This is a genomic window from Streptomyces sp. KR80 (assembly GCF_052245555.1).
In the GTDB taxonomy this organism is placed as follows: Bacteria; Actinomycetota; Actinomycetes; order Streptomycetales; family Streptomycetaceae; genus Streptomyces.
Map to the genome: position 1 here is coordinate 32993 of NZ_JBQQCD010000033.1, position 11506 is coordinate 44498.

Below are 11506 nucleotides of genomic sequence, written 5' to 3' on the forward strand. Positions count from 1 at the left end.
ACGCCACCTGGAGGTAGCCACCATGACCACGCAACGCCCACGCATCGTGGACCTCAGCGAGACCCGGCCGAACCGCAAGCGCGGAGGAGACCTGCGCGCCATGCTCACACCCACCGCGGTGGGCGCCACGAGCGGCTTCATGGGGATGGCCATCATGCAGCCCGGTGAGCGCATCGGCGAGCACTACCACCCGTACTCCGAAGAGTTCGTCTACGTCGTGACCGGTGCACTCGAGGTGGACCTGGACGGGGAACCGCACCCGCTGCGGCCCGACCAGGGCCTGATGATCCCCCGTCACATGCGGCACCGCTTCCGGAATGTGGGGAAGTCCGAGGCCCGGATGGTGTTCCATCTCGGCCCGCTGGCTCCGCGCCCGGAGCTCGGCCATGTCGACACCGAGGGCACGGAGAGCACAGCGAGCACGGAGAGCAGCGCACCGCCGGAGCCTGATGACCGAGTGGAGACGATGCCGTGACCCGGCGGGTGGCGGTCACGGGGGTCGGCGTCGTCGCTCCGGGCGGTGTGGGCGTGCCGGCGTTCTGGGACCTGCTCACCGAGGGCCGCACGGCGACCCGGGGGATCACGCTCTTCGATCCGGCGGGGTTCCGCTCGCGCATCGCGGCAGAGTGCGACTTCGACCCCGCCGGGCACGGTCTCGACGAGCAACAGACAGAACGCGCCGACCGTTACGTCCAGTTCGCGCTGGTGGCCGCCGACGAGGCGGTACGCGATTCCGGTCTCGATCCCGCGGCGGAGGACCCCTGGCGCATCGGGGTGTCCCTGGGCACCGCGGTCGGCGGCACCACCCGCCTCGAGCAGGACTACGTCAAGGTCAGCGGCGCCGGGGAGCGCTGGGACGTGGACCACCGGCCGGCCGGCCCGCATCTGCACCGGGCGTTCTCGCCGAGCGCGCTCGCGTCCGAGGTCGCGGAACGGGTCGGTGCCCGCGGCCCGGTGCAGACCGTCTCGACCGGATGCACCTCCGGCCTGGACGCGATCGGGTACGCCTTTCACGCCATCGAGGAGGGCAAGGCCGAGGTGTGCGTCGCAGGCGCCTCGGATTCGCCGATCTCTCCCATCACGGTGGCGTGCTTCGACGCGATCAAGGCGACCTCGCCCAACAACGACGACCCGGACCACGCCTCCCGCCCGTTCGACGCCCGCCGGGACGGCTTCGTCATGGGCGAGGGCTGCGCCGTGCTGGTTCTGGAGGAGCTGGACCACGCCCGCGCCCGCGGCGCGCCGCTCTACTGCGAGGTCCGGGGCTACGCCACGTTCGGCAACGCCTACCACATGACCGGGCTGACCCGGGAGGGCATCGAGATGGCCGAGGCGATCAACCGCGCGCTCGACCAGGCCCGGATCGACGCTTCGGACGTCGACTACGTCAACGCGCACGGCTCGGGCACGCAGCAGAACGACCGCCATGAGACGGCCGCGGTGAAACGGTCGCTGGGCGCGCACGCGTACCACGTGCCGATGAGCTCGATCAAATCCATGGTGGGCCATTCGCTCGGGGCGATCGGCGCGATAGAGGTCGCGGCGTGCGCCCTGGCCCTGGCCCGTTCCGTGGTGCCGCCGACCGCGAACTACGAGCACCCGGACCCGGAGTGCGACCTCGACTATGTGCCGCGGACCGCGCGCCCCATGCCGCTGCGCACCGTGCTCTCGATCGGCAGCGGGTTCGGCGGCTTCCAGTCCGCGGTGGTCCTGAGAACAGGCGGGAGGACCGGATGAGCTCCCCGCAGGACCGGCGTTCGGTCGTCACCGGTATCGGTGTCGTCGCCCCCAACGGGACGACCGCCGAGGCCTTCTGGAAGGCGACGAAGGAGGGGATCAACGTCCTCGACCTGGTCTCGCGCGAGGGGTGCGAGCACCTGCCGCTGCGGGTCGCGGGCGAGGTCCGCGGATTCGACCCGGCCCAGGTCATCGAGGAGCGCTACCTCGTCCAGACCGACCGGTTCACGCACTTCGCGATGGCCGCCGCCGTCGAGGCGCTGGACGACGCCCGGCTCGGCAGCGCCGGCGACCCCACCTCGCCGTTCGCCGTGGGGGTGGTGACCGCCGCCGGGTCAGGTGGCGGCGAGTTCGGACAACGGGAACTGCAACGGCTGTGGGGACAGGGCTCGCACTACGTCGGCCCGTACCAGTCCATCGCCTGGTTCTACGCCGCGAGCACCGGCCAGATATCGATCCGTGGTGCCTTCAAGGGGCCGTGCTCGGTCGTCGCCAGCGACGAGGCCGGCGGCCTGGATGCGCTCGCGCAGGCCGGCCGGAGCATCCGGCGCGGCACCGACGCGGTCGTCGTCGGCGCGGCCGAGGCCCCGCTGGCCCCCTACTCGGTCGTCTGCCAGCTCGGGTACGAGGAACTGAGCAGGTCCGGTGACCCGGCCCGCGCCTATCTGCCCTTCACCGCCGACGCCTGCGGGTTCGTGCCCGCCGAGGGCGGCGCCATGCTGGTGATCGAGGAGGAGGCGGTGGCTCGCCGCCGAGGGGCCCAGTCCCGGGCCGCCGTCTCCGGTCACGCGGCGACGTTCACCGGCGCGTCCGCGTGGGAGGGGTCCCGGGAGGGCCTGGCCCAGGCGATCCGGGGGGCACTGGAGGACGCCGGGTGTGCTCCGGACGAGATCGACGTGGTGTTCGCGGACGCGCTCGGCGTGCCGGAGTCGGACCGGGCCGAGGCGCTGGCGATCGCCGATGCCCTGGGCCGGCATGCGCGGTGCGTACCCGTCACCGCGCCCAAGACCGGCACCGGCCGGGCGTACTGCGGGGCTCCCGTCCTGGACGCGGTCGCCGCCGTGCACGCCCTGGAACACGGCGTCGTACCGCCCACCCCGGGCGTCCTCGACATCTGCCATGACCTCGATGTGGTGACCGGGTGCGCTCGCCCGGCCGAGCTGCGGTCGGCTCTCGTGCTGAGCCGGGGGCTCATGGGCTCGAACGCGGCGCTCGTGCTGCGCCACAGCACCGACTCCCCCTCGTGAGAAAGGAGCCTTCCCTGATGACTGCTCACCTGACCTTCGACGAGCTGGCCACGCTGATGAAGGCCTGCGCCGGCCTCACGGTCGACCCGGCGGAGATGGCGAGCCAGCCCGACGCCACCTTCGCCGGGTACGGCCTCGACTCGCTCGGCCTGCTCGGCATCGTGGGCGAGTTGGAGAACCGGTACGGCCGGCCGATGCCGGTCGACGCCGAGAAGTCAAAGACCCCGCGCGAGTTCATCGACCTGATCAACAGCACCCTGACGACTGGAGCATGACATGTCTCGACACACCGAGAACGACATCACCATCGCCGCCCCCCTCGACCTCGTATGGGACATGACCAACGACCTCGAGCGCTGGCCCCAGCTGTTCAGCGAGTACGCGTCCGTCGAAGTACTCGCCCGCGAGGGCGACAGCACGACCTTCCGCCTGACGATGCACCCCGATGCCAACGGCAAGGTCTGGAGCTGGGTCTCGGAGCGGGTGATGGACCGCGACGACCGCACCGTGCATGCCCACCGGGTCGAGCTCGGTCCCTTCGAGCACATGGACATCCGCTGGGAGTACGCCCAGGTCCCGGACGGCACGAGCATGCGCTGGATCCAGGACTTCGCGATGAAGCCCGGCGCCCCGGTCGACGACGACGGCATGGCCGAGCTCATCAACCGCAACTCCCGCATCCAGATGGGCCTCATCAGGGACAAGATCGAACAGCGGGCCCGCCGGCAGCGCACCGCCCCGGCCGCACCGGGCTGACGTCCCCCAGTCCGGCGCTCCATCGACGAAGGGAACCCTCGATGCACCGCGCTCTGATCGTCGCCCGTATGGCACCGGGTTCGGCTCCGGACATCGCTGAGGTCTTCGCGGCTTCCGACCGCGGCGAGTTGCCGGGACTCGTGGGTGTCACCGGGCGCAGTCTCTTCCAGTTCGGCGGCGATCTGTATCTGCATCTGATCGAAACGGAGCAGCCACCCGGCCCCGGCATCGCCAGGGTGTCCGGGCATCCGGCCTTCCGGGAGGTCAGCGAAAAGCTCGCCGCCTACGTCAGCCCGTACGACCCCGAGACCTGGCGGAGCCCGAAGGACGCCATGGCCGCCGAGTTCTACCGCTGGGAGGCGGCACTGCCACCCAGCGGTGGTCCCCCCGGGCCCAACGGCCCGGATGGTGCCCCCACGGGGAGGCACGGATCCCTATGACGCGCGCAGAGCCGAGGAAGCACTCGACATGGTCCCCATCGACGACTCCGAAATCACTCGGGCACCGGACTGGGTGCGCTGCGAGCACTGCGCCGCCCTGATCTACGGCAAGCGATTCCGGCGGGCGTTGCGGGTGTGCCCCGACTGCGGATGGCCGGCTCGGCTGACCGCGCATCAGCGCTTGGACCACCTGCTCGATCCGGCCTCCGCATCGCCCATCCCCCAGGTCGAGGCCCTGCACGACCCGCTGGACTTCGCCGACACCCGGCCGTACGCGGACCGGCTCGCGGACGCCCGGGCCACGACCGGCCTGCGCGAGGCCGTGGTCTGCGTGCAGGGCCGGATCGAGGACCGGCCGGTGGTCGTGGCCACCATGGACTTCCAGTTCCTCGGCGGCAGCCTGGGGTGCGGGGTCGGTGCGCTCATCACCGAGGCCGCCCACACGAGCCTGCGGCACCGGATTCCACTGCTGCTCATCACCGCCTCGGGCGGCGCCCGCATGCAAGAAGGCGTGCTGTCCCTGATGCAGATGGCGAAGACCGTGCAAGCGCTGGCCGAACTCGACGAGGCGGGCATCCTCACACTGTCCTTGGTCACCGATCCCACCTACGGGGGCGTGGCCGCGTCGTTCGCCACCCTCGCGGATGTGATCCTCGCCGAGCCGGGGGCACGCCTGGGCTTCGCCGGGCCGCGGGTGATCGAGCAGACCACGGGCAAGCGTCTGCCGGACGACTTCCAGACCGCGGAGTTCCTCCTCGAACACGGCATGGTGGACGATGTCGTACCGCGGTCCGCACTGCGGGCGACGCTCGGCCGGCTCCTCGCCCTGGGGTCAGCTGAGCCCCCGTCACCTGCGAACACGGGACCCGGCCCGCCCTCGGGGACCCTGCATCACCCCGAAGAGCTGCCCGAGCGGGACCCGTGGGAGACCGTACGGCTCGCCCGCCACCCCGGCCGCCCCACCATCCTCGACTACGCCGACCACCTGCTCGACGACTTCCATGAACTGCACGGCGACCGGCTGGCCGGGGACTGCAGCGCCATCGTCGGCGGGCCCGGCCTGCGATGCGGCCGGCCGGTGATGCTGATCGGCCACCACAAGGGCGGTCCGGGACTGGCCGAACGGCAGCGTCACCACTTCGGCATGGCCACCCCGGCCGGGTATCGCAAGGCGGCCCGATTGATGCGGATGGCCGCGAAGCTCCGTCTTCCGGTGGTCACGCTGATCGACACGCCGGGCGCCAACCCCGGCCCCGAGTCGGAGCAGAGCGGCCAGGCCGTCGCCATCGCGGAGAACCTGCGCCTGATGTCCCGACTGCCGGTGCCGATCGTCGCCGTACTCATCGGCGAGGGCGGCAGCGGTGGCGCACTCGCGCTGGCCGTCGCGGACCGGGTGCTGGTCAGCGCCAACGGCATGTATTCGGTGATCAGTCCCGAAGGCTGCGCCGCGATCCTGTGGAAGGAGCCGGAGGCGGCGCCCACCGCGGCGGCGGCCCTGCGGCTGGATGCCCGGGAACTGCTCCGCCTGGGAATCGTCGACGGCGTGATCCCCGAACCACCGGGCGGTGCGCACAGTGACCATACGGCGGCGGCTGCGCTGATCGGGGCCGCACTCGACGCGACCCTCGACGAACTCGTCCCCTGGGACTCCCCCAGGCTGCTCCGCGAGCGCAGAAGCCGGTTCCACCACTTCGGCGTCGACACGGACCTGCCGCTCGGAACCGGAATCGGAACCGGAAGAGGTGCACCGTGACTCAGGACTCCGACAGGACGAACCACCACGAGGGCCGGCGCCTGGTCTTCGCCGGGAACGGCTTCACCGGCACCGATCTCGCGCCCCTCGCCCATGAGGACCTCGAATCCCTGTGCCGCAGTGCGATGAGCCTCGTCAGGGAGGCACCGAGGCCGCCCCTGAGGATCAAGCTCCAGTACGGGCACATGGCGGTCGAACTGGAATGGCCCGAACCCGGCCTCGCCGACGCCGAGGCGGCTTCCCAGGAGCCGGCCCCCGCGGCCCGGACCCGTCCGGCGCAGGAACCTCCGGCTCCGGTCCGGTACGTCGTCGCCCCGACGGTCGGCACCTTCTACCACGCTCCCGAACCGGGAGCGCCCCCGTTCGTCTCGGTCGGCGACGTGGTCCGCCCGGGCCAGCCCGTCGGCCTGCTCGAAGTCATGAAGATGATGAGCAGCGTCGAAGCGGATGCCACAGGCCGGGTCGTGGAGGTTCTCGTACCCGACGGGCACCCCGTGGAGTTCCAGCAGCGCCTCATCGCCCTGGAGCCCCTGACGGACCCGGAGGCCTGACGCTCATGTTCAGAACCGTTCTGATCGCCAACCGGGGGGAGATCGCCCTGCGGATCGTCCGCGCCTGCCACGAGCTCGGCATCCGTACGGTCGCGGTGTACTCCACGGCGGACCGCGACTCCGCCGTGGTGCGCTCCGCCGATGAGGCCGTGCACATCGGCCCCGCACCCTCGAAGGCCAGCTACCTCAGCGTCCCCGCGATCGTCGAGGCCGCCATGCTCTCCGGAGCCCAGGCCATTCACCCCGGATACGGATTCCTTTCGGAGGACCCCGACTTCGCCGAGATCTGTGAGGCGAACGGGATCACCTTCATCGGCCCGTCGCCCGGTGTGATGGAGCAGCTCGGCGACAAGGCGGCAGCCCGCTCGGCGATGGCTGCGGCCGGCCTGCCCGTGCTGCCGGGCAGTATGTCGGCGCTCAGCACGCCCGGGGAGGCGAAGGAGATCGCGCAGCGGACCGGCTACCCCGTGATTCTCAAGGCGGTCGCCGGTGGCGGAGGGCGTGGGATGGCCGTGGTGCGCGAGCCTGACGACCTGCTGTCCGCCTTCAAGGAGACCCGCGCCCATGCGCGTGCCGTCTTCGGTGACGACCGGCTCTACCTCGAGCGGTTCGTCGATGACGCCCGGCACGTCGAAGCACAGATTCTGTGCGACCGGCACGGCTCGGCGGTGCACCTCGGCGAGCGCGACTGCTCGGTGCAGCGGCGGCACCAGAAACTCGTGGAGGAGGCCCCCGCACCGAATCTGCCGGACGAGTTGCGCACGGCCATGTGCGAGTCGGCCGTGCAGGGTGCCCTGGCGGTCGGATACGTCGGGGCGGGCACGTTCGAGTTCGTCCTGACGCCGGCCCACGAGTTCTTCCTGATGGAGATCAACTGCCGGCTGCAGGTCGAGCACCCCGTCACCGAGATGGTCACCGGTGTCGATATCGTCCGCGAGCAGATCCTCATCGCCGCCGGGCTGCCGCTGAGCGTGCACCAGGGGGATATCGCTCCGCACGGCGTGGCCATGGAGTGCCGGGTCAACGCCGAGGACCCGCTCCGGGATTTCGCCCCGACGCCCGGGCGGCTGACCGAGTTCGTCCCCCCGGGAGGCCCGTTCGTCAGGGTCGACACCCACAGCTTCCCCGGCTGGCAGGTGGGGCCGGACTACGACTCTCTGCTGGCGAAGACCGTCGTCTGGGCACCCGACCGCGAGCAGGCGCTGACCCGTATGAACCGCGCACTGGGCGAGTTCCGGGTCGGCGGCGACGGGGTACGGACCACGATCGAATTCCTGCAGAGGACCCTGGCGTGCCCGGAGTTCCGGGCTGGGCAGCACACCACGGGGCTGGTCACGGCGATGCTCGAACGCCGGGCCGCCTCCGCCGCCGGCGGGTAGCAACGGCCGCCGCAGGGAAGGCCGGTGTCCGCTCCCCCGACCTGCTGCCGATCACCCGGGGACGGTGCCGTCGAACGCGTGCAGATACGAGTTGACGGGACGCACATCGCCGATGCGCAGACCGGCCTCCGTCATCCGGCTGATCAGACTCTCCTTCGAGTGCTTGGCTCCTCCCACATTGAGCAGCAGAAGCAGGTCCATGGCGGTGGTGAACTTCATCGAAGGGCTGTCGTCGACGAGGTTCTCGATCACCACGACCCGGGCACCCGGGCGTGCCGCGGCGACGACGTTGCGCAGGGTTCTCCGCGTACTGTCGTCGTCCCACTCGAGGATGTTCTTGATGATGTACAGATCGGCCTGGACGGGAATGTCGCGGCGGCAGTCCCCGGGAACCATCCGGACCCGCCCGGCGAGCGGGCCACCGTCCCGCAGCCGTGGATCGGCGTTCGCCACCACGCTGGGCAGATCGAGCAGCGCCCCCTCCACCTCCGGATGCTTCTCCAGCAGACTGGCGAGCACGTGCCCCTGGCCGCCTCCGATGTCCGCGACCGCCGACACTCCGGTGAGGTCGAGGAGTTCCGCAATGTCCTGTGCGGACTGCCTGCTGGACGCCGTCATCGCCCGGTCGAACACCAGGGCCGATTCCTCTGCGTCCTGGTGCAGATAGTCGAAGAAGCCCTTGCCGTAGAGGTCGTGGAAGACGCTCCCTCCGGAGCGCACCGCCTCGTCGAGCCGCGGCCAGGCGTCCCAGGTCCAGGGCTCCGTACACCACAGGGAGATGTACCGCAGGCTGTGCGGCGCATCGTCACGTAGCAGGCGGGACATGTCGGTGTGCGCGAACCGCCCGTCCTCGGTCTCGGCGAAGATCCCGTGGCAGGACAGCGCGCGCAGCAGCCGTCGCAGCGGCTGGGGCTCGGCGTTCACCGCAGCCGCCAGCTCCTGCGCATCGACGGGCTCGTCCCCCAGGGCGTCCGCGACGCCCAGTCTGGCCGCCGCGCGTACGGCTGCGGCACACGCGGCCCCGAACACCAGCTCCCGCAGCCGCATCGCGGACGGGGGCGGCGGAGTCACCGTGGTCATACCGTCAACCCCAGGTGCGTGAACCGTCTCGTCGTCATGAGCCGACGGTATGGGGGATCAGAGGGGGTCGCCACGTGGAGTAGCCCGATGGCTACGATCCGCGCGTACTCCGCCCTCCGGGTCCGAGGCACCGCTCCCCTGACGGGAGGACGCAGTTCCCGCTCCGTCCCCGGCCTCTGAGGATCCGCCAGGCTCTGCGCCGCCTTGCGCGCCGCCTTCCGCGCCGCCTTGCGCGCCGCCTTCCGCGTCGACAGCCGGCGGTCCGTCCGGCAGCTCCGCCATGAGCCATGCCGCCAGACTCGCCGGAAGGAACCATGGTCGAACATGGGGGACGGTCACATAAGGCCAAACGGCGCACTAGGCTCCGGCGACACCCGCACAGCGCCGGCGGACCCCCACCACCACCCGAACGGCTCCGCCCTCCCCCGGGTGTCCGGCAGAAGCGACGCCCCCCGCACCTCAATCCTGAGCCGCGGAGGCGGAGCGCGAGCCACCAGCAGAAGACCCACCACCGCGACGGCGGTGACGACCCCGGCGAGCAGCAGCAGCGGTTCCAGGCGGCGTGTGGTGGCCGCCTGATCGGTAGGCGGGAATCTGCTCCATTACGGAGGAGAGCACTTCACATCGTTCGATGAGATTCGACCCGGCCGCCGACCGCAGGGGGTTCGGTGGCTCGGCAGACGTCCAGGCGGAGGTTCCACCGGCCGCCTTGGCCGGTCAACCGGGTTGCGGACAGCGGAGGCACGTCGATGCGCCAGAACGCCGGCAACGGCGCGTCCAGCGCGTGCACGACCGCCGCGCGGACCACCGAGGGTTCGGTGACGGCGAGGACCCGGCCCGCGTCGTCGGGCAGCCCCTGGAGCCAGGCGGCCACCCGACGGCACAGGTCGAGCACCGATTCGCCGCCGTGCGGAGCAGCCGCTGGATCGGCGGTCCAGGCGGCGAGGGCGTCCGGCTGGGTGGCCGCGAGGTCGTCCAGGGTACGGCCGCGCCAAGCGCCCATGTCGCAGTCGCGCAGGGCGGGTTCGACGACGGCGTCCAGGCCGAGCGCGGCTGCGGTCTCACGGCAGCGCGCGGAGGGGGCGCTGTACCGCAGGCTCGCCGAAGGCAGGACGGCCGCGACATCACGGGCCTGTCGGACCGCGCGGTCGTCCAGCGAGCTGTCGTCGTCGAAGCGCACCTCGCGCAGCGCGGTGCTCGCGGCCGCGGCAACCAGCGTCAGCCGTACGGTCATGGGCGTGCCTCTCCACCGGGTGCTGCGGACACCGGTGCATGCTAACCGGCGAAGTTCGGCCCGCCGGGGGGTGACTCACGCCATCTTGGCCGGTGAGGCGCTTGCCTGTACCGTCTGGAGCGATAGGACGACGGTGCGTTCGGAAGTCCGGTGCAAGTCCGGCACGGTCGCGCCACTGTGTGCCGAGCAGAAACCCTTGCGGTCACTGCCGGCGAGTCAGACCCACGGGCCGTCGTCGCGTGCTCCAACGAAGCGGGACGCGTGTTCCCGAGGAGGTACCGCCGTGGCACAGTCCGCAGCAACCCCTGTCCCCGTATCCCTTCCCTCCCCGCTGCCAGTCCGGGCGATCCTGCCCTGGACGGCGTTCTTCGGCCTCCTGATGCTCGTGCTGCTGTACTTCATCGGCGTCGAGCAGGGTGTGACGGCCGTCTTCGCCGGTGAGACCGTGCACGAGTGGGTGCACGACGGTCGTCACCTGCTCGGCTTCCCCTGCCACTGAGGCGAGGCCGCACACCCATGAACTCCGTCACCGTCAGAGCTCTTCTCGTCCGCGGCATGCTCGCGGGTCTGGCCGCAGGTGTCCTCGCCTTCGGGTTCGCGTACTTCGTCGGCGAGGTACCGCTGCGAGCTGCGCTCGAGTACGAGGCCGCCCACTCCCACGAGCACGGCGAGGAGTTGGTGAGCCGGCCGATGCAGGAGACTGCGGGCCTCGCCACCGGCGTCCTGGTCTACGGCACCGCGCTGGGTGGAATCGCCGCCATGGCGTTCTCCTTCGCCGTGGGCCGTATCGGTCGCTTCGGCCCGAGGGCGACCGCCGCGCTGGTCGCCCTGGGGGCGTTCCTCACCGTCTTCCTCGTCCCGTTTCTCAAGTACCCGGCCAGTCCGCCGGCGGTCAGTGACCCGGGCACGCTCAACCAGCGCACGGGCCTGTACTTCCTGATGATCGCGCTCAGTGTGCTGCTCGGAGTCGCTGCAGTGCTGTTCGGGCGGAAGCTCGCCGCCCGCCTGGGCAACTGGAACGCCACCGTTGCCGGTGCTGCCGCGTTCGCGGTGGCCGTGGCACTGGCCATGGCCTTCCTGCCCGGGATCGACGAGATGCCGAAGGACTTCCCCGCTGAAGTCGTCTGGCAGTTCCGGCTCTCCACTGCCGGCATGCAGGCCCTGCTGTGGGCGTCCTTCGGCGTGCTGTACGGCTACCTCGCCGAGCGGGTCCTGCAACCGCGAGGTGCCGCGAGTGCCGAACCCGGGGTTGCGGCAACGTCGCCGGCCCACTGATGGCCCACTGATCGACGACCTCGGCGCCCTTGCCCCACGTCGGAAGCTGTGGGG

Annotated in this window: 13 protein-coding genes; 11 read left to right on the plus strand and 2 right to left on the minus strand. The window is 71.0% G+C overall.

What is annotated here, in order from left to right; all coding sequences use genetic code 11:
* The first annotated feature begins 22 nt into the window (after window positions 1-22).
* Genes ACTWQI_RS28620 through ACTWQI_RS28660 form a run of 9 tightly spaced genes read left to right on the plus strand, consistent with a single transcriptional unit; the run spans window position 23 to window position 7863 of the window.
* Window positions 23-475: a cupin domain-containing protein gene (locus ACTWQI_RS28620; protein WP_443274821.1), complete on the plus strand. Its 453-nt coding sequence runs from the start codon at window positions 23-25 to the stop codon at window positions 473-475.
* Window positions 472-1737: a beta-ketoacyl-[acyl-carrier-protein] synthase family protein gene (locus ACTWQI_RS28625; protein WP_443274823.1), complete on the plus strand. Its 1266-nt coding sequence runs from the start codon at window positions 472-474 to the stop codon at window positions 1735-1737. Before ACTWQI_RS28620 ends, ACTWQI_RS28625 begins: the two co-directional genes overlap by 4 nt.
* Complete coding sequence (locus tag ACTWQI_RS28630; RefSeq protein WP_443274825.1) at window positions 1734-2984, plus strand: ketosynthase chain-length factor; 1251 nt, start codon at window positions 1734-1736, stop codon at window positions 2982-2984. The genes ACTWQI_RS28625 and ACTWQI_RS28630 overlap by 4 nt, the downstream gene beginning before the upstream one ends.
* Window positions 2985-3001: 17 nt before the next feature.
* Window positions 3002-3259, plus strand: a complete 258-nt coding sequence (locus tag ACTWQI_RS28635) for an acyl carrier protein (protein ID WP_443274827.1) — start codon at window positions 3002-3004, stop codon at window positions 3257-3259.
* A 1-nt stretch (window position 3260) separates the two neighbouring features.
* Window positions 3261-3740: an SRPBCC family protein gene (locus tag ACTWQI_RS28640; RefSeq protein WP_443274828.1), complete on the plus strand. Its 480-nt coding sequence runs from the start codon at window positions 3261-3263 to the stop codon at window positions 3738-3740.
* Window positions 3741-3781: 41 nt separating this feature from the next.
* The gene (locus ACTWQI_RS28645; protein ID WP_443274830.1) at window positions 3782-4180 is read left to right on the plus strand and encodes a TcmI family type II polyketide cyclase; all 399 of its coding nucleotides are present in this window, start codon (window positions 3782-3784) and stop codon (window positions 4178-4180) included.
* A 28-nt stretch (window positions 4181-4208) separates the two neighbouring features.
* Window positions 4209-5933, plus strand: coding sequence for an acetyl-CoA carboxylase, carboxyltransferase subunit beta (accD, locus tag ACTWQI_RS28650; protein WP_443274831.1), 1725 nt, complete (start codon window positions 4209-4211; stop codon window positions 5931-5933).
* On the plus strand, window positions 5930-6484 hold the full coding sequence (locus ACTWQI_RS28655) for an acetyl-CoA carboxylase biotin carboxyl carrier protein (RefSeq protein ID WP_443274833.1): 555 nt from the start codon (window positions 5930-5932) through the stop codon (window positions 6482-6484). Before accD ends, ACTWQI_RS28655 begins: the two co-directional genes overlap by 4 nt.
* Window positions 6485-6489: 5 nt before the next feature.
* On the plus strand, window positions 6490-7863 hold the full coding sequence (locus ACTWQI_RS28660) for an acetyl-CoA carboxylase biotin carboxylase subunit (protein ID WP_443274835.1): 1374 nt from the start codon (window positions 6490-6492) through the stop codon (window positions 7861-7863).
* 51 nt (window positions 7864-7914) lie between these two features.
* On the opposite strand, the gene ACTWQI_RS28665 is transcribed toward ACTWQI_RS28660, so the two are convergent.
* Window positions 7915-8943: a methyltransferase gene (locus ACTWQI_RS28665; RefSeq protein WP_443274836.1), complete on the minus strand. Its 1029-nt coding sequence runs from the start codon at window positions 8941-8943 to the stop codon at window positions 7915-7917.
* Between the two features lie 619 nt (window positions 8944-9562).
* Entirely contained in the window at window positions 9563-10177 is a 615-nt protein-coding gene (locus tag ACTWQI_RS28670; protein ID WP_443274837.1) for a histidine phosphatase family protein, read from the minus strand.
* A gap of 283 nt (window positions 10178-10460) precedes the next feature.
* Here ACTWQI_RS28670 and ACTWQI_RS28675 point away from each other — a divergent pair, with 283 nt between their 5' ends.
* Both ACTWQI_RS28675 and ACTWQI_RS28680 read left to right on the plus strand, forming a co-directional pair.
* Window positions 10461-10676, plus strand: a complete 216-nt coding sequence (locus tag ACTWQI_RS28675) for a CbtB domain-containing protein (RefSeq protein ID WP_443274838.1) — start codon at window positions 10461-10463, stop codon at window positions 10674-10676.
* 17 nt (window positions 10677-10693) lie between these two features.
* Window positions 10694-11452, plus strand: a complete 759-nt coding sequence (locus tag ACTWQI_RS28680) for a CbtA family protein (protein WP_443274839.1) — start codon at window positions 10694-10696, stop codon at window positions 11450-11452.
* Window positions 11453-11506: the final 54 nt, after the last annotated feature.